Here is a 21,165-nt window from a genome sequence, read left to right on the forward strand (position 1 = left end):
ATCACTCACCTGCCAACACCTCCAGAGATAAACCATTATTACTTAAAAATTCAATCCCTTTACTAATTGACTGGTCATCACCCTCCAGGTCAAGTATTAAAGTACCAAAAGGAATTCCTTGAATATCATCAATTCTCCCATAAAGAATATTAGCATCAAGATGAAATTTTCTTACCAGCAGAGAGATTAAAGGTTGATGGGTAGACTCACCCATAAAAGATACCCTAATTAGTTGACCCTGCTGCTTAATATTATTCAAACCTTCTGGCAGATTATAATCAATAACAGTTCTAATAAAACGCCTCGTCAAATTCTGCTGAGGATTGGCAAAAAGGTCTATTACCTTACCTTCCTCAATAATCTTACCCTTTTCCATCACAGCTACTCTATCACAGATATCTTTAATAACATCCATTTCATGTGTTATCAAGATTATAGTTAAATTTAATTCATCCCTGATTCTCTTTAAAAGGTTAAGTACAGCTTCTGTACTCTCCGGATCAAGTGAAGAAGTCGCCTCATCAGAAAGAAGAACCCCTGGATCATTAGCCAGCGCCCGGGCAATTCCAACCCTCTGTTTCTGACCACCACTAAGTTCAGCAGGATAATGATCAGCCCTATCTGTTAGGCCGACTAATTCCAGTAGATAAGCAACCTTTTTTAACCGTTTATTCCTGGATAGACCAGCTATTTCCAGGGGAAAAGATACATTTCCCCTTACAGTCCGGGACGTAAGCAAATTAAAGTGTTGAAAGATCATACCAATCTTTTCTCTATTATTCCTTAATTTCCCGGCTGTGACTTTTGTCAGATCCTGTCCATTAATTATTATACTCCCCTGATCAGGTTTCTCAAGTAAGTTAAGTGTCCTGATTAGAGTACTCTTGCCTGCCCCACTCGGCCCTATTACACCATAAATTTCACCCTCTTTAACCTGTATATTCACATTATCAAGAGCAGTCAGTGTTCCCTGGGCTGTATGATATTTCTTTGATAAACCACTAATTTCAATCATCACTTAGCAATCACCTTCCTAAAAATATATAGATACAAAAAAAGCCCTCTTGAGAGGGTCTCTAAATATCCTCTCATCTCCCATCCCTTAACTGGAATGCAGGATTTAGCACCTTACCTCACAGGGTAGGTTGCCGGGTTTCACAGGGCCAGTCCCTCCACCACTCTTGATGAACATATTATATTTTATAATAAAGTTGAGTAAAATAATATGTTTAATATATATTTCTTATTTATATTAGAATATCATTAAAGAAAATACTTGTCAAGAATAATTTTAATTTTTTTAGACAATCAGGCATAAATAATCATGCCGGATAAACCTGCCAAGACTATGACCAAGATTGGATGAATACTGGTTTTTAACATTAAAAAAATAACAGCTGAAGTAATAATAAAACCTGTCAGGTCAATAACACTCGTTTTTCCTATTGTAAAAGCAGCCGCAGTAATTAACCCAATTACTGCTGGTCTTAAAAACAGTAGTATACTATTGACATAATTAGAGTCCTTAATTTTTTTAAAAAAATACGCCAGAATTAAGACTAATATAAATGATGGTGTTATCACACCTATAGTGGCAGCCAGTGAACCTAATAAGGTTGATACTTTAAACCCCACAAAAGTACCACTATTAATTGCTATCGGTCCTGGTGTCATCTCAGCAATGGCAATAATATTGACAAAATCTTCAAGGCCCAGCCAGCCGTGATTTATCAATTCCTCCTGAATTAATGAAATCATGGCATATCCCCCGCCAAACCCGAAAAAACCTATCTTTAAAAAGGATAAGTATAGATTAATTAATAATATAGACATTTTCTTCTCCTTCTTCTGCTTTGTCTAGTAGTTATTCATTAAGACTTTCCTCACTTCCTTTTTTACCAGTATAGTCCTTTATGGTGAATGCTAATCCAAGGAAAATTACAATTAGAATAATTATAATAGGACTTATGTTAAAGAAAGCATTTATAATAAAAACTACTACCAGGGTAGTCAATAACTTAAAAGACCAGTTAATATTCTTTCCTAAATCCACAGCAGCATATATTATCAAACCTACAACCGCAGGCCTGATTCCTCTAAAAATATTCTCCACAAATTGGTATTCACTAAACCTATTAAAACCCATCGCTATTAATAAAATGATAATAAAAGAAGGTAAAGCTACCCCAATTGTTGCCGCCAGAGCCCCAGTAAGACCAGCAAAATCATAGCCAAAAAATATTGCCAAATTAACTGCAACAGCCCCGGGTACAGACTGAGTAATAGAGATAGCATCAATAAATTTATCTTTATCTATCCAGCCGTGATTATCTACAATCTCCTGTTCCATCAGTGGTATCATCGCAAAACCACCGCCAAAAGTAAAAAGCCCTATCTTAAAAAATGTCAGAAATAAACTACTTAGTTTTTTTGTGTTTTTAATCATCTCTTACTCCTATTATAAAGTCATTTCTACTGTGAAACGAAAATGATCCCCTCTTATTAGACTCTCCCTTACTTCAGTAAGTCTCTGCTCAGAATCATAGGTATATCTAATGGTTTGAAATAGTGGGGTATCTTCATTAATACCTAAAATTTCCTGATCTTCTAATGAAGGTAAGACCGGTTCTAAATATTCCTTGGCTTTTATAATATTAACATTATTTTTTTTCATTAAATTATATAAGGAATTCTGTTTTAATTCATCTGCTTCAAATTGAGGTAAATATTTAACAGGTATATAGGAGGTCTCTAAAATCAATGGGTTTTCATTCATTAATCTTAAGCGGATAATTTCCCATAACTCTATATTAAGAAATTCATTAATATTTTTTAACCCATTAATCTTCTGATAAGATAACAATTTAGTAGCAGGATTTAATATATTTTCTGCAATATTATGACCAAAACTATAAAATTGCAGTAGGCTTTGTTCCCAATGAAGTTGACGAACTATATAACCCTTCCCTTGAAAACTATCAATTGTTCCTTTTTGTTTTAAAATATTTAGGGCCTTTCTAATTGTTGTTCTGGTAACCTCAAATTCCCGGGCCAATTGATTTTCTGAAGGAAGATAGGTACCTGGTAAATAATCCCCAGTATGAATCCTCTGAGTGATTTCCGAGGCAATAATCTTATAACTCGCTAATGAATAATCAGTCATTGTAGAACTCCCCTCCTTACATATAAATAGTGTTAACTTATATAGACAAGTTTCTTGTATATACAAGTTTACCACTTATCTAGCTACTTGTCAATAATCTGCCAAAAATATTTAATAAAACACCCTATCTTCTCCAATAAAAAAGATAGGGTGTTTTTACTTATCAGACATAAACTTATCAAGTATTAGTAATGATTAAGCTCTACTCTGGCAATAAAATTACCACTATATATTAAAGAAATTCCATAGACCTCCCCCATGAACTCACTTTTTTTATAAGTTGTTTATATATTTTTGTAATTCAAATAGATATTTCCCAATATGTATTCCGTCAACCAAAGCATGATTTACCTGCACAGAAAATGGTAATAACACTTTATCATTTTCATTAAAATATTTACCCCAAGAAATTCTTGGCACTGAATCATTTTTATTTAATGTAATGGTATGGGATATATGAGTAAAAGAAATCCAAGGTATACATGTAATATAAACTAAATCATCTCGACCAACTTGTTCATCAAAAGAAAAATACTCTTTTTGTTTTTTAGATTTTTCCTCTGCATATTCTGCAAATTCAAATATATCCTCTTTCATATTTACTGTAACAAATTTAAATAAATCATCTTCGTCAATATTATTCATATCAGTAAATGAAGGACTTATCTTGTCATGTAAAATTATTTCATCTTCCCTAATTCTATATTTAAAATTGATAATTTTATTTGCTATATATGTGGTTGAATGAATCATTGCATAATAAAATGATAGTTTATTTGTTCTTATATAATCAAAAAAATTGCTTATATCAATATTTGCACAAATATTATATTGCGGATAATCCATTCTATGAAAAAAATTAAAGTGTTCTTTTCTTTCCCACTTTTCTATATCAATATATTTCATTTTAACGCTACACACTCCAGATAGTTTATAGTTTTTAAAAGCTCCAAAGTTTATGAACCTTAGCCAAACTTAGCACAAATGAATTTAGGTGGAGCATAGCAAAATTGTAAATCCAGTATTGAAAAATTTATTTAGTATTATAAATCATTTTAAATCCAGCTTACTATTTCATGTATTTCCTTTCTTTTCTTTTCCCCTGCTTCAGATGCTGGATATCCTACTGGTAATAGAGCGATGACCTCCTCCTCAGAAGAAAGTTCCAGCAGTTGATGACATCTATCAGCCTCAAAATTACCTACCCAGCAGGTACCCAGTCCCTCTTCAACAGCAGCCAGCATCATATGTACTATTGCTGTAGCAACATCAATATCACAAAAGTCTTTACCATCCTGTCTGTGCCATGATTGACTGTGATCCCCGCAAACAGCTATTAAAACCGGAGCCTGATTTATCCAATCCCGGTGATAGGTTGAGGCAACCTTTTCCCTCATAACATCTTCCCGTATTACTATAAAATGCCAGGGCTGAAAATTAACTGCCGAAGGAGAAACACGAGCAGCCTCCAGAATATAATCCAGCTTTACTTTTTCAACAGCTTTATCCTGATATTTACGAACAGAAAACCTCTCTTTAGCCAGTTCCATAAAACTTTGCTCCATTATATATATTACCCCCTTGTTTTAATAATTATATTTTCTTTACTTAACAAGCCCTTCAATAAAATCAGCTACTGCCAGAATCTTTTCTTCTCTTACCCTATAATGAACAAAATAGCCTTTTTTTTCTCCTAGAACCAGTTCAGCTTCTCTCAATATCTTAAGGTGTTGAGAAACAGCGGATTCTGATATTTCCAGCTTACTGGCCAGTGCCTTGACACAAAAATCCTTATCTAAAAGAAGTCTTATAATATTTAAACGGCTTTGATCAGCAATAGCCCTTAGTTTTAATAAAAAATCCCCCATTTTAATCACACCTGACACTTTCTAAATCAAATTTTAAATTTAATACATAATCATAAAATAATTAAGTAATAATTTAATTAAATTATAACACACTAACCTACATTGTCAAGATATAGTCATCTTTATTACTCAACTACAAAACCCCTGGCTACACTTGCATATCCAGGGGTTTGATATAACTACATATTTGTTGTATCCTCCCAAGCCGTTAAATCCCTTACAATCTTTATAAAATCAGTAATAGTAGCTAATCGTTTTCTCCTGGTAACCATTATTTCTCCCAACTTAAGGGCAAAAATCTGAGCTCTAGCCCTCTCTGATAAATTCTCGATTCCGTCGAGGTCCTCAACATGTGCCATTCCTATACATCTACGCATTGTTTTACAACCACCCATCCCAATACTGTCCTGTAACAACTGTTTCAAATAATAATCCTGATACCCCTTGACTGCTTTGGTAGTCTCATGGGCCTCCTGATCCCAAAATTTCCGAAACTTTTCTTCAAATTTATTCCAGATATCTTCAATTGTATCTAATAGATACTCCCGATAATCAGCTTTAAATTCAGTAGATACCTCTTTACCAGACCATGAGGCATAATTTAATATTAGGTTTCCAATTACTGCACCTATATCAAAACCACTGGGGCCATAAAAGGCAAATTCTGTATCAAAAACCTTGAGGGTTTTTTGATCAATAAAAATAGAACCTGTATGAAGATCTCCATGAATTAAAGCCTGAGCCCGGGTCATAAACTTTTCCTTTAAAACAGTTACTTCCTTACGTAATTCACTTTTTCTCCAAAATTCTTTTTCTAGATAAGGACGCAATTCTGGGTTTATATTATTTGATTCTGCATCAAAATAAGGGTCAGTAAAAACTAAAACTTCTGTTATATCACACAACTCTGGATTAATAAAATTTTTAACCCTTTCCTTCTTCTCTTTGGGAGCCATATATAAATCAGATGTATAGAAAAGGGTTTTGCTCAGAAAAGTAGATATCTGTTCAGCAAAGTGAGGGTATTTTATTCCAGAAATTAACCCCTTGCGCATTACTTTCATACTACTCAAATCTTCCATAACAATTAAGGCCATTTCATCATCATACTTATATACCTTAGGTACCATCCCATCTGTTAATTCATCTTGAATCTTCATAGCTGTATATTCAAATTTAACTCTTTCTTTGGTTAGAGGCCAATCATCAGCTATTCTGACATGATCCAGAGCCTGCTTAATAACAACCCCCATGCCTGAATTCTGATCTGTAATATGAAAAACCAGATTAAGATTACCATCACCAATTTCATTACAGCTTAATTCAGCATCATCATCAAACAATCCTTCAATTCCCTTAACATACTCAATAGCCTCTTTTTCCTTCAATGGCTTATACTTAGTCATTATATTACCCCCTATTTTTATCTAAATTAATTATTTGTTGATAGGCCTGTTGTAATGCCTTTTTGGCAGTAATTTCACTATTAAATGCCTTAACAATCTCATCAGTCATAATAGCAATTAACTGACCCGTATTAGACAAATGAGGCAGAGGTTTTACCCTTTCTAACATATTATAAACTACTGGATACCACCTATACTCCTGTTGCCCTGCTAAAAAGCTAGACTTCCTAGTTGGGTTTCCACAATAAGCCCCTACCGCTTTATCTATCTCTTTTGAGCTGATATATTGCAAAAACTTTTCTGCGGCCTCCTGTTTTTTACACAAATGATTTATTCCAAATGACCAGCTTGTATTCCAGGATGCTTCCAGGGAAGCAAAACCTATATCACCTGGATTTATACAGTCTTTATTCATAATTTGACCTAATTGTCCACTCCAGGAAACCCCGAGTTTACACTTGTCCTTTTGAATAAAATCTAATACTTCTTCATTTCCAAACTCAGCTACATTATTAGGGCAGTATTTTTTCATTGCTATATATTTTTCCAGAGCAGCGTAACCCAGAGGAACATTAAAAAGTGGTAAACCAGTGTTATCAAAAGCATCTATACCCTCATTTCGTAAATAGGGTAGAAAATCCAGAAATATTTCTGAAGGGTGTGCTTTTAAAACAAAAGTATCTTTAATATGGTCAGTATTATCAATTACAATTTGTCTTAATTTAGCAATTGAAACAACTTCCGGAGGTATTTGTTTTAATTGCGCTTTTCGATAAAGTAGTATGTGTCCATCACAAAATGAGGGAAGTAAATATATATTATTATTTAATTCGATCTCTTCTCTGATTGAAGGCATTATATCTAAATAGTCATACTCATCATCAAAATTATTACTCAATTTTAAAAGGTATTCCTTTTCAACAAATTCACGTAGCCACAAGTGACCTGCTATCATCACTATATCATACCTATACTCCTGAAATGATTCCATTAAAGTTGAATAATAATCAGACCACTTTACTATTTCAAAATTAATATGGATACCGGTTTTTTCTTCAAACTTAGCCATAATATTTTTTCTATTAACATATACATAAACTGCTGGATCATCAACAGCCAGTATATCTAATGTATTTTGCATATAAAAACACACCTTTAAACATATATTTATAAAACACTATTTGGATTCAGGAAATGGTATTCCACCACTTTGAATACCCATTTTCTCTCTAAGACTAATTAACTCTTTTATTTGAGCAGAATTAAGTTCTACAGGAGCACCTATTTCTTTAAGATAGTAGATAATCTTACAATAGTGTTCTACTGTTTCCATTCTGAAAAAGGCCTGAGTAAGGTCTTGCCCCCAGGTGAGCAAACCATGATTAGCTAAAAGCACAGCATTATAGTCATTTACAAAGGGGGAAACTGCCTCAGGGACTTCTTCACTTCCTGTAAGTGCATATTCTGAAACCGGCACAATCCCTAGATTTACAATTGACTCTGCCAGTATTGGGCGATCAAGAGGGATTCGGGCAACAGCAAAAGCGGTTGCCAGTGGTGGATGGGCATGAACAACTGCTTTTACATCTGGATTTAAGTTATAAACCTGCAAATGCATTTTAACCTCAGAAGATGGCCGCCATGTACCACAGGACAGTATATTCCCATCTAAATCCATTTTAACAAGACTTTCTATTGCCATACCACCTTTACTTACCCCTGTTGGTGTTACAATAATCTGATTTTCATTAATTTTGACAGATATATTACCATCATTTGCAGCAACAAATTCCTTATCATACAATTTTTGGCCAATATTACAAATGTCTTTCTTGATCTTTTCTTCATTAAAATATTGTTTCATTTTAGTCACATCCTATTATTCGAATAACTTCCTTATATTTTCCATATATGGGGGTTTTACAACACCTTTTTCAGTAATAATAGCTGTAATGTATTTAGCATCTGTAACATCAAAAGCAGGGTTATATGCCTTTACATCTTCTGGTGCAGTTCGCCTGCCAAAACCATTACCAATTTCATCTTCATCACGTAGTTCGATTTCTATTTCTTCTCCTGTAGGGGTTTCCAGATCAATAGTAGAGGTTGGCCCAAGAACATACATTGGAATATCATACTCCCGGGCAAGAATAGCCACCCCTGAAGTACCTATTTTATTTGCAGTATCTCCATTCGCTGCTACACGGTCACACCCTACAAGTACAGCATCAATCTTTCCTTCCTTCATAACCAAAGAAGCCATGTCATCACAGATTACAGTTACATCAATCCCTGCTTTATTTAACTCATAGGCTGTTAATCTAGAACCCTGTAATAATGGCCTTGTTTCATCAGCATATACTTTGAATTTATATCCCTTTTGCTCTCCCAAATACATAGGAGCCAGGGCTGTTCCATAACCTGATGTGGCAATACCACCTGCATTACAATGTGTTAATAAGCCCATTCCTGGTTTAAGTAATGATAAACCATGTTCACCAATGGCTTTTCCCATAGCCTGGTCTTCTGCTAAAATCTTTTCACTTTCATCTAATAAAGCCCTTTTAATTTCTTCTACAGACTTATTTGCTTCTTTTTCAAATCTTTTGGTCATTCTATCCAAGGCCCAGAATAAATTAACAGCAGTAGGCCTTGATGTGGCAAGATAATCCCTGATTTCTTCAAATTCTTTTCTAAAATCCACTACAGTCGTAGCCTTGGACTTCAAACTACAGACATAAAGTCCAAATGCAGCCGCAATTCCTATAGCCGGCGCCCCTCTAACCCTTAGTTTCTTAATTGCTTCCCAGATATCCTCAACTTGGTCTAATTCTAGAAATTTTTCCTCATTAGGTAATAATGTTTGGTCAATAAGTACAAGTTTATCTTTGGTATCATTTAATGTAGCTGGTACTACAGTCATAATCATTTTTACACACCATCCTTTTAATAAGATTATCTTACTCCAATAACCATTATTTTACCTTTTATATCCTTAGGACTATTTGATTTATCCACTATTTTTTCTTTTTATAATATGTTAGACTTAAAGCCAGGATCAAAACAATCCCTTTTACAATATCTTGTGAATAATAGGGAAAATCCATCATAATTAATCCATTCAGTAAAATTCCCATTAACAAGGCACCGAATAGTGTTCCAAAGGCATTTGCTTTACCAATACCAAATACTGAAAATCCAATAAAAGCTGCTGCAACTGAATCCATCAAATATGGTCCCCCTGCATCAACCTCCCCAGAGCCTAACCTGGCTCCAAGAACAAGCCCACCTAAGGCAGCAATAAATCCCGACATCATATAGGCTATTAATTTGTATCTGTTTATTGGAATACCTGACAGTTTTGCGGCTTCCTCATTACCACCTATCATATATAGATACCTTCCATATTTTGTCTGATTCAGGAAGACGTGGGCTAGCAAAGCAACAATCAACATAATAACAACTGGAACAGGTATACCGAACAACTTACCCTGCCCAATGAATAAAAAGGCATCATTCATCGTTCCAGGTGCCATCCCAGCATTATTTGGCAAAGGCATAAAATTATAAATTGCTGAACCACTTTGAAAGGTAATAGAAATACCGGTTAAAAGGAACATCATAGAAAGAGTTGTCAACATATCAGATATATTCATCTTAATGATAAAAAAAGCATTAATACATCCGACTAAAATACCCACAATTAATGGTACAATAATAGCAGGTACTGCTCCCATTTCCCAGACTACCATAAACTTTGCGGCAATAACAGAAGCAAAACCAGCTACAGCACCTACAGATAAATCAAAACCATCTATGGTAAGAGACATAGTAATAGCCAGAGCAATCAAGGCAACAATAGATACAGACCTGAATATGTTTGTCATATTATTAAAATTCATAAAATTATCAAGTGTAAATGTGAAGAATAATATTGCCACTAAAATTACAATTATTGTTCCATATTTATACAGAAATTTAAATAAATCAAAATTACTTTCCTTAACATTATTTTTCATTTACCCCACCCCCTGCAGAATAATAAAGCAATTCTTCTTCTGTGGTATTTTTTGTGATAAGTTCTTTTACTATTGTACCGTTGTACATTACATAAACCCTGTCTGTTAAACCTAATATTTCACTAAATTCACAAGAGGCATAGATAACCCCTTTACCCTGTTTCACTAAACCACCGATTAATTCATATATTTCTGCCTTTGAACCAACATCTACCCCTTTAGTAGGTTCATCAAAAATAAAGACCCTGGCTTCAGATAAAAGCCACTTCCCTATAGCCACTTTTTGTTGATTACCACCACTTAGATTAGCAACTAATTGTTTTTCTGTTGGTGTTTTAATAGCAACTTTACTAATACTTTCTAAAGTAACCTGTTTAATCTTATTTTTTTTGATAAATATACCCTGACAATACTTTTCTAAAGTTGGCAGTGTAATATTGGTTTCTACTGATTCCTGTACCAGAATCCCCTCTTTCCTTCTTTCTTCAGGTACCAGTGCCAGTCCTTTTCTAACAGCATCAGCTGGATTATTCGGATTAATTATTTTGTTATCTAATATTATTTCACCCTGTGAAATATTACCTTCACCAAATAACAGTTTAGCTGTTTCAGTTTTACCACCGCCAACCAGACCAGCTAAACCTACAATTTCACCTGCTCTGACCTTTACGTTAATATTATTTATTCCACCTGTACCTGATAAATTTTTTGCCTCCAGAATTGTATCAGTTATTTCTGACTTAACTTTAGGATAGGTATTTTCTAACTTTCGCCCTAACATTTTTTCAACAGCCCTATCTATCGTCATATCTGCTATGTTATAAGTACCTACTATTTCACCATCTTTTAATACAGTAATCTTTTCACATATTTCAAAAACCTCATCTAATCTGTGTGATATAAAGATAATACTCATACCATCTTTTTTTAGTTTTTTCACAATTTCAAATAACTTCTTTGTTTCTTCAACACTTAAAGGGGCAGTAGGCTCATCTAATATTAAGTATTTTGCTTTATGAAATACAGCACGTCCAATTAAAACCATCTGTTTTTCGGAAAGGGTAAGCTCATTTACCAATTGATTAACACTAAAATCTAAACCAAGTTCACCCAGTTCTTTTTGGGCCTGCCTTTTTATATTTTTCCAGTCCATAAAAACATCTTTTTTCTCCCTAACAATATAATCCATCATTATATTCTCTGCTACAGTTAATTGCGGAATAAGGGCTGTATCTACTTCTTGATAAACTATGACAATACCATTGTTTTTGGCATCGAGTGGATTATCTATGGTAAGTTTATTATTATCAATAAATATATCCCCTTCATATCCCCCATAAGCGCCTGCTAATATTTTCATCAAAGTACTTTTTCCAGCTCCATTGGCACCTATCAAGGCATGAACTTCCCCAGTTTCTACTTGAAAATCAACATTTTCTAAAGCCTTTACACCTGGAAAATATTTGGAAATACCTTTCATTCTTAGCATATTTGTCATCCTCACATCTTTGATAAGCTTTAAAATTCCTGTAGTATATTTTTTGGGATTTTTTATTAAAGCTTGTCAACATAGTTAACAAGCTTTAATATTATGATTATTAAACTTATATAAGTGGGCTTTTAATTTAATTCAGACTCTCTTCCAGGGCTATCATCCAATCTTCCAGAAAATCTGTTGTATAACCCCAACCATCATAGTAATCAGCCAGGTCCGCCATTGAAACCCGCTTTTCTTCTTTAGAAGGCAGGTCATCAACATGCACTATGACAGGTTTCAGAGAATAATACCTAGGTATCTTTTCACCAGCAATCGCCTTTAAGGCTAAACGAATCTGAACCTGACCAACTATTGTAGGGTCAACTGCTGCTGAAGACCGCCAGATTTCTGGATGCTCCTGCATCATAGCTAAATCCTGATCAGAGATATCTACAGAATAAAGTGGAATTGTTTTGCCTGAAGCAACAATAGCATTATAAAACCCTTTAGCATACTCATCCCAGACTGCATAGACAGCATCAATATTATTTCTACTTGTTAATAAAGTCTCTAAAGCAGACTGGGCTTTAGGCATTGGGTTATCTGTTCCCTGATCAATAGTATTAACTACTTTAATGCCTGGATATGTTGGTAGTATTCCTCCCTGCCAGATTCTATGTCTTTTATCAGTTGGCGGAACATTAGCAACACGGTTATAAATAACATTACCTGACCCATCTAATTCCTGGACTAATGACATTTGTGAAAGTAAACCCATCATTAAGTCATATTGGTCAAGTGAAACCAGTTTTCCTTGATGTATTTCATAAGGGACATCAAAATCATTATCAAATACAATAACTGGTATACCAGCTTTTAATGCCCTGATAACTGCATCCTTTAATGCTGGTGCCTTACCATGAGAAATCAAGATTGCATCCATCTTGTTGGAAACAGCATTATCAATAGCATCTGACATTTTTGCTAAATTATTATTGGCATCAATCACACTAAGGTCTATTCCATATTTCTCCGCTTCTGCCCTGGTACCATTGATATGTGTAATCATATGTGTCCCAGTTCCCCATTCTTTAACCAAAGCCATTCGTAGTGTTCTTCCTTTAATATTTTCTGGAATCTCTACATTTGCTGCAGATACAACACCCATAAATGAAACTGCCAGCATAATAAGTAGCACGCTAACTAAGCACTTTTTCATTATTCATCCTCTCCTTTTAATGTGAATTTTTAGAATTTAATTTATAATCATATATTATCATATTTTTTAATATTCGTCAATCAAAATTGACCATTTAAATCTTTTTATTTCATTATTTTTCATCTGTAATCATATGTGGGTCTTTTTACACAAACAAAAAACCTACTTTTTAAAGCAGGTTTAACTATAAAATATATATTTATTTGTCCTGATAAAAATATTATTATATTATCATTTCACCAAAATAACTTTCTTAGAATCTAAATTCTTTACATCAGCCTTTTTAGTAGTAATAAGCTTATGTTCTTCTTTTATTTCAGCAAATTTATACCTTGAGTTTTTGCCTATTTTGGTAGAATCACCTATAAAATAAACCTCCCTAGACCTTTCAATTACAATTTTATTTATTTCAGCCACATCCATAATCGATGTAGATAACCCACGGTCAAAGGAAATGCCTGATGCCCCAATAAAACACTTATCAAAATTCATATTTGTAACTTGGTTTATAGCAAATGGGCCAACAAGCACTGCAATATCTGTTAATAAATCTCCCCCCAAAATGATTGAATTAATATTATATCTTACTAATTCATTAATATGAAAGGCTCCATTTGTTACGACGGTTACATTTTTTCCTTTTAAATGTCTTATAATATAATTTTCGGTAGTACCAGGTCCCAAAAAAACAAACTGGCCATCACCAATAAGAGTTGCTGCATAACTGCCAATCACCTTTTTTTCTTCCCGATTGAGATTGATTTTTTCTTCTACAGATTTTTCGGCTACATTAATTATTAATCTGGCTGCACCACCTGATAACAACTCTATTTGACCCTCTTCAGCCAAAGTCTTTAAATCCCTCCTAACCGTCGCTAAAGATACATTGGTTTTCTCCTTAATTTCATCTAAATATATAATCTCCTTCGAATGCATTAATTCAAGAATAGTCTTCCTCCTAGCATAAGGAATCATCAAAAACCACCTTCCCATATCATACTTTTTAAGATTTTTATTAAATATTATCACAAATTTTCAAGCCCTGCAAATGATTTATGTCATATTTGCATCTAAAAAACCTCAAATTATATTAAATTTCGTCAATATAATTTGAGGTTTGTAAATATATTTAATTCTTTATATTTCCACAATAACTTCCTTTTCTTCTGGGATTATCTTAACCTTATCTCCGTCAACACTATAAGAAGCACCTTGAATATCCTTAAGATTACAAATATCATGTAAAACAAAACCCATATCTTTAGCTAGTTTTGATGTTGATAATATAATCTTATTACCAATTCTCTCCGCCGATGATATCATCATAATTTCTCCCTTAAGCCCTGGCACTTTAGCAGCAGCCTTATTACCATCTGCCAGTTGATATAAATGAAATGTTATTCCACTGGTATAATCATAATCAGGTTTTTCTTTATTCGCTCCCACGGCAAGCAAGGTATTAGGACTTACATATAGAGGTAGAGAAAAATAATCATATTGATCATGATACCAGCAGCCGCCTTCCCTTATTTCTCCAGATAGTAGATGGGTCCACTTACCATGAGGAAGGTAATAATCAACCTCACCATTTTCCTGAAAAATTGGGGCAACCAGTAAAGACTCACCTAACATATACTGCATATCAAGATACTTAACAGCAGGGTCTTCATCAAAAACAAGTACCATGGGCCTCATTACAGGCACACCAGTATCTCTGGCCTTGACCGCCATCTGGTAGATATAGGGCATTAATTGACATTTTAGCTTGGTAAATTTCTTTAATACCTCACTAGCCTCTTCATCAAACAACCAGGGTACTCGATAACTCTTAGAACCATGAAGTCTACTGTGGGTAGACAAAAGACCAAATTGCACCCAGCGCTTGTATAAATCTGCTGTAGTTGTTAACTCAAATCCACCTATATCATGGCTCCAGAAAGAAAAACCTGACATAGCAAAGGATAACCCCCCTCTTAGGGTTTCAGCCATGGAAGCATAACTGGCAGAGCTGTCACCACCCCAGTGAACTGGAAACTGTTGACTCCCTGCTGTTGCACTTCTAGCAAATACTACAGCCTCTTTTTCACCCTTTACCTCTTTTAAAAGATCAAATACCGCCTGGTTATAAAGGAAGGTATAGTAATTATGCATAGAGACAGGGTCAGAACCATCAAAATATTCGACATCAATTGGAATCCTTTCACCAAAGTCTGTTTTAAAGCAATCGACACCCATTTCTAATAGTTTTCTCAATTTATTTGTATACCATTCTACTGCCTTAGGATTTGTAAAATCAACTAAACCCATACCAGGCTGCCAGCTATCAAGTTGTTTAATACCCTTCCCATCTTGTCTTTTTAGTAAATATCCCTTTGCTGCACCTTCTTTAAAGAACTCTGTGCCCTGGGCAATATAAGGGTTAATCCAGAGGGAAATTTTCAATCCCCTTTTTTTATAACGCTTTAACATAGCTGCTGTATCTGGAAAAATCCTTTCATCCCACTCTAGATCAGACCAGTGGAATTCCTTCATCCAGAAACAATCAAAATGAAAAACACGTAGTGGTATATCCCGTTCTTTCATTCCCTGTATAAAAGAACTGGTAGTCTCTTCATCATAATCAGTAGTAAATGAAGTAGATAACCACAGGCCAAATGACCAGGCTGGCGGCAGAGCTGGCTTACCTGTTAGCGCAGTATACCTTGATAGAATTTCTTGATTGTTTTCACCGTAAATAAATTGGTATCTAAGTTCTTCACCCGGTACAGAAAACCCTACATATTCCACCTTCTCACTAGCAACCTCAAAGGAAACATTAGCTGTATGATCAACAAAAATACCATATCCCCGGCTAGTCATATAAAAGGGTATACTCTTATAGGCCACCTGAGAAGAAGTGCCACCATCTTCATTCCAGGTCTCTACCACCTGACCATTTTTGACAAAGGCAGTAAACCGTTCCCCTAAACCATAAACACATTCTCCTGGCTGGAGTACCAGTTCTGTCAACATATATGGTTTGTAATCTGCCAGTAAATAATTATCCTCCGGAAACCTAGTAGCATCTTTTCGATCATATTGCATATAAGCAAGATTACGAAACCCACAGCTTGTTAACACCTTTCCCTCTACTTCAAACTGGTACTGCCATTCCTTTCGATTAACACGCACTGTAAGCTGACCCGCAGTCATTACAGCCTCATCTTCATCAATTGAAACTGTAACCTCCTGTGGATTAGTATTTTTCTTAAAAGTAGCTTCTCCACTTTCATATGCCTCATAGTGATAACTACGAACACCAATAACATTCTCAGCTGTAGAAGTAAATTCAGTGGTAATTGTTGCTACATCAAGGGCACCTTCCCTTGAGTGTATAACCCTTTCTGGTGCTACCACCCTCATACCGTTTGGTATTTTCTCTACAATATAGGCCTGTGATGCATATATTGCATTTGCTCTCTCACTCCTCAGCCAATAACCCTCAGTAAATTTCATTCATCTTCCCCTTTCTTTTTCTATATTATTATATAAATCTTAACTTTTAAGAGGATATACTTATAACCCTCTATAGATAATAACAGCTAATTATAGATATAAAGAGGACACAGGGTTTTATGATAAGTTTTACCCAGGTCCCCTTTGTACTATATATCATTAAATTAATATATTATCTATATCTATTTTTCACCATCAATCTCCATCCATAATTTTTCAATTATTGTACATGTTGCCTCTTTATCAGCCGCCCCTCCCACATAGGCCTGCATTGTTTCCCCAAAGGCACTATGGAAAGCGTCTGTGGAATAAATGATTCCAAGTGGGGCAGAACCTTTCTTTTCAACAGCAGCACTACCCTGGTTAATAATCGCATAATCTGATTCTACATCTACTGCAATAGGAGGAACAACACCAGCTACATCTGCAAACCAGGCCTTACCATAATCAGATGTATACCACCAGTTTACAAAATCTAAGACCTCTGGCAGTACATCAGACTCTTTACTAATTCTAACTGCCTGGTCAGCCCCTGTTATCACCTGACTTTGAGAGGGGTCTTCTGAGACTGGATAACCTGCAAAACCAATCTTAAGTCCTGGGTCAATTTCCTTAATACTATCTTCGACCCAAGGACCCTGACCTATGATCATTGCTGCCCTACCAGTTGCAAATGAAGAAATTTCAGTATTCAGGGATGATTCTAGTGGTTTAGCATCACCATGCTCTTTAACTAGGTCAACAAAGCGGAAGAAATTATCGTAGAGTTCTGGATAATCCTTTATTTTAGCTTCTCCTTTTTCAAACTTCTGAATCAAGGCAGGGACATCATCAGTTGCTGCAGCCATAAAATGTTGAAAAACATGTTTAAATACCCACCACTCTCCAAATCCACTTGAGAATGGTGTGATACCCTCTGCTTCCAGTTTTTCAATAGCAATTTCTAATTCTGAAATTGTTTCAGGGAACTTAGTAATATCTGCCTGCTCAAATAAATCTTTATTATAGATTAGTCCAAAATAATTCCCTTTAATAGCAATACCATACATACCATCACCATTGGCATCAGTCATAGCTTCTTTTATAGCAGGAAGCATTGTCTCCATTAAGGGTTGATCAGATAAATCCCTGGAATATTCTTTATATAATTCTATTTCCTTGCCTGATGTCGAGGCAAAGATATCAGGAAGATCACCAGAGTTTAATTTTACCTTTAACAATGTAGGATAATCATTCTGTGTTGTTTCATAATTAATTGTCACATCTGGTTTAACTTCTTGATAAGCATCAATTAATTCATGAATAGCATCTGAATATTCAGGCATTGAAATAAACATATTAATTGTTGCCTTCTCAGCCAGTACACTTGAACCCAACCCAATTAATAGAACCAGCACTACAAAAATACTTAAATACCTTTTCATAATTATTTACACTCCTTTTTTTATTTTCTCTAACCCTTTATCGAACCAGCTACAACACCTTTTACAATATACTTTTGTAAAAGAATAAAAAACACAATTGAAGGTAGAACAGCCAGGACCATTGCTGTCATAGCATAATGCCACTGGGTATTATACTGTCCCACAAAATTATAGGCAGCTAAAACAAGGGTCTTGGTTTTATCACTATTGTTCACCATTAATAATGGTAATAAAAAATCATTCCAGATCCACATTACATCCAGCACTATAACTGTCACCGTAACGGGTTTTAAAACCGGAAAAATCACACGAAAAAATGTCTGAAAGGTTGAGGCACCATCTATAAAAGCACTTTCATCTATTTCCTTTGGTATGGTTCTCATGAAATTTAGATAAATAAAAGTCGCCATAGGTATACCAAATCCCCAGTACTGGATACCAAGACCAACACGGCTGCCTGACAAATTTATAACATTCATAACCTTTAATAGTGTTATCATAAAGGTTTGAAAGGGAATAAGCATTGGTGTAATAATAAATAATTGAGCCAATCTCGTGTATCTATTTCTTCGTCTATCAAGAATATATGCCGCCAGAGATGAAAAAGCTACTATTCCAGCAATCCCAATAACTGTTATGATTATATTGTTAATAAATAATCTACCATAATTCATCTTATCAATAACATAACTATAATTTTCAAAAGTAATTTTATTGGGAAGAGCAATAACATCAATAACAACTTCCCTAAAGGTCTTGACAGAGTTTATTCCCATTAAAAATACAGGATATATATAGATAACAGCTATTCCGATTATAAAGAGCTCCAGTAGAATCATTTCATATCTCTTTTTTTGTATTAGTCTCATTATAACTCAACCTCATTTCTTCTGGAGAAACCCAGTACAAGCTGAGTTAATATTAGAATAATCACAAAGAAAATCAGCGCCTTTGCTGAACCTATCCCATAGTTATTATACTGAAATGCCTCCCTATAAATATCAAGAGTTGCACTATATGTGGCACCACCAGGTCCACCTTTCGTCAGGGCCAGTATAATATCAAATACTTTCAAACCATTAGTTAGTGACATAAAAAGGCAAATCGTAATAGAAGGACCAAGTAAAGGCAGAGTAATCCTGAAAAATCTCTTAACTTTACTTGCACCATCGACAGTTGCCGCTTCTAATACATCTTCAGGTACTGCCTGTAAACCAGCAATATAAAGCACAATATAAAACCCTAACTGCTGCCATACACCAACAAAAACAACTGAATAAAAAGCCAGATCTCCGTTACCAAGCCAGCTTAAATTTAATAAACCCCATTCGCTTATTTCAAATAATCTTGCAAAACCCTGAGAAAAAATAAACTTCCAAATAAAACCAACAATTGTCATGCTCATTATATAAGGTACAAAAAACACACCCCTTAAAATATTGGCAGTCTTTATCTTTTTAACCAATACTACCGCCAGTACTAAGGCTAATACATTACTAAGAATCATAAAAAGTGCAGTATATTTACCAGTAAAAATTAATACATTTAAAAATTGTTTACTTTCCAAAAATATTGTTTTGAAATTTTCAATCCCTATAAAAGTTACAGCCTTAGAAATACCATTCCATTCTGTCAGGGAATAAACAGCACTCATTACAAATGGAATATATATCATTACACTAACTAAAATAGCTGCTGGCATAGTAAATAAAAATGTCTCAACTTTTTCTAGTCTTTTCCTATTCATTTTACCTCCCCTTTTTTTTGCTATACCTAATATCAAACACTATCAAGATATTTTTATTATCCCTCCTTCATTCTAACTGGCTAAAACTAAAAAGTCATTTCAAAAGAAAGATATATTTTAAATTGCAAAAAAAATGCAATTGAAACACGTACATCATTTTATCTAAAAATTTTACTTTATATAATCATAATTGTGATAATACCTTAAATTTTCTTTCATCACAATCTCTAATCTGGTTATAAATTTGCTTTTTTCAATTTCTTTCCCCTCAGCTATTAATTCAAAAAGAATTTTTATGGGGTAATAACCCTGATTAAAGGGTTCCTGACAAACCACTGCCTGTATTATATCTTTTTCAATTAAGGAAACAGTCTGTTCATATAAATCAAAACCTACTAATTTTATTTCCCCCTGTTTACCCAGAAGTTCTACTGCTTTTCCAGCTGCACATAATGTTTGATTGGCAACATAGATAGCAACTAAATCAGGATTATCTTTAATTATACTTTGAATATCTTCAATAACTTTCTCATTTATCGACCCCTCTACTTCAAATTCTTCGCAGATTTCATATGGACCAATAATATCATATTGAAAATTATCTGATAAAACCGATTTAAATCCCTTGGCACGATATTCACCTAAAATATCATGATTATTAATTATTGCTATTTTTCCAGGTTTAGAGGTAATTTTTTCAATAATACCTCCACAAACCTGCCCTGATTCAAAATAATTACAACCAAAATAAAATAATCTTTCACTATCCGGCAAATCCCTATTAAATGTTGCTACTGGAAGACCATCATCTATTAAATCATTGACTAAATCACCTACTAAATCCGGTTCCCAAACCGCCAGAGCAAGGGCATCTATCTGCTCTGACATCTCTTTAATCTGTAAAAGTTGTTCTTCCGGGGAATCAGCAGCCCTGATTAAAACATTAAGACCATAATTACTAAGTTCTTCATAAACAGTATTAATACCCCGGTTTATTTGTAAAGCAAACTCATTTGGTAGATAATAAGAAACACCAATACTACAATTCGTCCTTTTGGCCAGATGTTTTGCTGCCCGGTTGGGTTTATATCCCAGTTCATTTATATATCTTAATACCCTCTTTTTTGTATCAACAGCAACATTTCCCCGATCATTTAATACCCTATCTATTGTAGAACGTGATAAATTAAGTTCTTGTGCAATATCTGTAAGTGTAATATTTTTCATATCCATTTTGATAAGATCCCCTTTTTATTGTAAATGAAACACGTGTCTCATAATATTTATATTCTACATGGATTCTAGAATTCCTCTTTTTTAATTTATTTTTTTTGCCATTAATTTTTA

At 34.3% G+C, this 21,165-nt stretch carries 21 protein-coding genes and 1 riboswitch; all 21 genes read right to left on the reverse strand.

What is annotated here, in order from left to right; genetic code table 11:
• Position 1: 1 nt before the first annotated feature.
• The 21 genes from GM661_RS11895 to GM661_RS11990 all read right to left on the reverse strand — a co-directional run bounded on the left by GM661_RS11895 (position 2) and on the right by GM661_RS11990 (position 21,051).
• On the reverse strand, positions 2–1,015 hold the full coding sequence (locus tag GM661_RS11895; RefSeq protein WP_125992245.1) for a methionine ABC transporter ATP-binding protein: 1,014 nt from the start codon (positions 1,013–1,015) through the stop codon (positions 2–4).
• A 70-nt stretch (positions 1,016–1,085) separates the two neighbouring features.
• Positions 1,086–1,191, reverse strand: a riboswitch (SAM riboswitch).
• Positions 1,192–1,308: 117 nt separating this feature from the next.
• Positions 1,309–1,833 carry a chromate transporter gene (locus GM661_RS11900; protein ID WP_230867026.1) on the reverse strand — a complete coding sequence of 175 codons (525 nt, stop codon included), beginning with the start codon at positions 1,831–1,833 and terminating at the stop codon, positions 1,309–1,311.
• A gap of 31 nt (positions 1,834–1,864) precedes the next feature.
• The gene (locus tag GM661_RS11905) at positions 1,865–2,446 is read right to left on the reverse strand and encodes a chromate transporter (protein WP_230867027.1); all 582 of its coding nucleotides are present in this window, start codon (positions 2,444–2,446) and stop codon (positions 1,865–1,867) included.
• Positions 2,447–2,458: 12 nt separating this feature from the next.
• Positions 2,459–3,163, reverse strand: a complete 705-nt coding sequence (locus GM661_RS11910; protein ID WP_230867028.1) for a GntR family transcriptional regulator — start codon at positions 3,161–3,163, stop codon at positions 2,459–2,461.
• 185 nt (positions 3,164–3,348) lie between these two features.
• Positions 3,349–3,423 (reverse strand): glycoside hydrolase family 36 N-terminal domain-containing protein, encoded by a 75-nt coding sequence (locus GM661_RS19225; RefSeq protein WP_407929669.1) that lies wholly within the window; start codon positions 3,421–3,423, stop codon positions 3,349–3,351.
• 13 nt (positions 3,424–3,436) lie between these two features.
• Positions 3,437–4,069, reverse strand: a complete 633-nt coding sequence (locus GM661_RS11915; RefSeq protein ID WP_230867029.1) for a chloramphenicol acetyltransferase — start codon at positions 4,067–4,069, stop codon at positions 3,437–3,439.
• Positions 4,070–4,218: 149 nt separating this feature from the next.
• On the reverse strand, positions 4,219–4,728 hold the full coding sequence (locus GM661_RS11920; RefSeq protein ID WP_230867030.1) for a nitroreductase family protein: 510 nt from the start codon (positions 4,726–4,728) through the stop codon (positions 4,219–4,221).
• A 39-nt stretch (positions 4,729–4,767) separates the two neighbouring features.
• The gene (locus GM661_RS11925) at positions 4,768–5,031 is read right to left on the reverse strand and encodes an ArsR/SmtB family transcription factor (RefSeq protein WP_230867031.1); all 264 of its coding nucleotides are present in this window, start codon (positions 5,029–5,031) and stop codon (positions 4,768–4,770) included.
• Between the two features lie 179 nt (positions 5,032–5,210).
• Positions 5,211–6,437, reverse strand: a complete 1,227-nt coding sequence (gene mtnK, locus GM661_RS11930; protein ID WP_230867032.1) for an S-methyl-5-thioribose kinase — start codon at positions 6,435–6,437, stop codon at positions 5,211–5,213.
• 4 nt (positions 6,438–6,441) lie between these two features.
• The gene (locus GM661_RS11935; RefSeq protein WP_230867033.1) at positions 6,442–7,578 is read right to left on the reverse strand and encodes an extracellular solute-binding protein; all 1,137 of its coding nucleotides are present in this window, start codon (positions 7,576–7,578) and stop codon (positions 6,442–6,444) included.
• Between the two features lie 36 nt (positions 7,579–7,614).
• A complete protein-coding gene (locus GM661_RS11940) occupies positions 7,615–8,301 on the reverse strand; it encodes a class II aldolase/adducin family protein (RefSeq protein ID WP_230867034.1) in 687 nt (228 codons plus the stop codon).
• 15 nt (positions 8,302–8,316) lie between these two features.
• The gene (mtnA, locus tag GM661_RS11945; RefSeq protein ID WP_230867035.1) at positions 8,317–9,366 is read right to left on the reverse strand and encodes an S-methyl-5-thioribose-1-phosphate isomerase; all 1,050 of its coding nucleotides are present in this window, start codon (positions 9,364–9,366) and stop codon (positions 8,317–8,319) included.
• 88 nt (positions 9,367–9,454) lie between these two features.
• Positions 9,455–10,456, reverse strand: a complete 1,002-nt coding sequence (locus GM661_RS11950; protein ID WP_230867036.1) for an ABC transporter permease — start codon at positions 10,454–10,456, stop codon at positions 9,455–9,457.
• Positions 10,446–11,945 carry a sugar ABC transporter ATP-binding protein gene (locus GM661_RS11955; protein WP_230867037.1) on the reverse strand — a complete coding sequence of 500 codons (1,500 nt, stop codon included), beginning with the start codon at positions 11,943–11,945 and terminating at the stop codon, positions 10,446–10,448. Before GM661_RS11955 ends, GM661_RS11950 begins: the two co-directional genes overlap by 11 nt.
• A gap of 136 nt (positions 11,946–12,081) precedes the next feature.
• Positions 12,082–13,152 (reverse strand): sugar ABC transporter substrate-binding protein, encoded by a 1,071-nt coding sequence (locus GM661_RS11960; RefSeq protein WP_230867038.1) that lies wholly within the window; start codon positions 13,150–13,152, stop codon positions 12,082–12,084.
• A 231-nt stretch (positions 13,153–13,383) separates the two neighbouring features.
• A complete protein-coding gene (locus GM661_RS11965) occupies positions 13,384–14,127 on the reverse strand; it encodes a DeoR/GlpR family DNA-binding transcription regulator (protein ID WP_164522282.1) in 744 nt (247 codons plus the stop codon).
• A 162-nt stretch (positions 14,128–14,289) separates the two neighbouring features.
• Complete coding sequence (gene yicI, locus GM661_RS11970) at positions 14,290–16,647, reverse strand: alpha-xylosidase (RefSeq protein ID WP_230867039.1); 2,358 nt, start codon at positions 16,645–16,647, stop codon at positions 14,290–14,292.
• Between the two features lie 182 nt (positions 16,648–16,829).
• Positions 16,830–18,071 (reverse strand): ABC transporter substrate-binding protein, encoded by a 1,242-nt coding sequence (locus GM661_RS11975; RefSeq protein ID WP_230867040.1) that lies wholly within the window; start codon positions 18,069–18,071, stop codon positions 16,830–16,832.
• Positions 18,072–18,100: 29 nt separating this feature from the next.
• Entirely contained in the window at positions 18,101–18,931 is an 831-nt protein-coding gene (locus tag GM661_RS11980; protein WP_407929670.1) for a carbohydrate ABC transporter permease, read from the reverse strand.
• Positions 18,932–18,939: 8 nt separating this feature from the next.
• On the reverse strand, positions 18,940–19,818 hold the full coding sequence (locus GM661_RS11985) for a carbohydrate ABC transporter permease (protein WP_230867042.1): 879 nt from the start codon (positions 19,816–19,818) through the stop codon (positions 18,940–18,942).
• A 171-nt stretch (positions 19,819–19,989) separates the two neighbouring features.
• Complete coding sequence (locus GM661_RS11990) at positions 19,990–21,051, reverse strand: LacI family DNA-binding transcriptional regulator (protein WP_230867043.1); 1,062 nt, start codon at positions 21,049–21,051, stop codon at positions 19,990–19,992.
• Between the last annotated feature and the right edge of the window lie 114 nt (positions 21,052–21,165).

The organism is Iocasia fonsfrigidae (assembly GCF_017751145.1).
GTDB classification, from domain to species: Bacteria; Bacillota; Halanaerobiia; order Halanaerobiales; family DTU029; genus Iocasia; species Iocasia fonsfrigidae.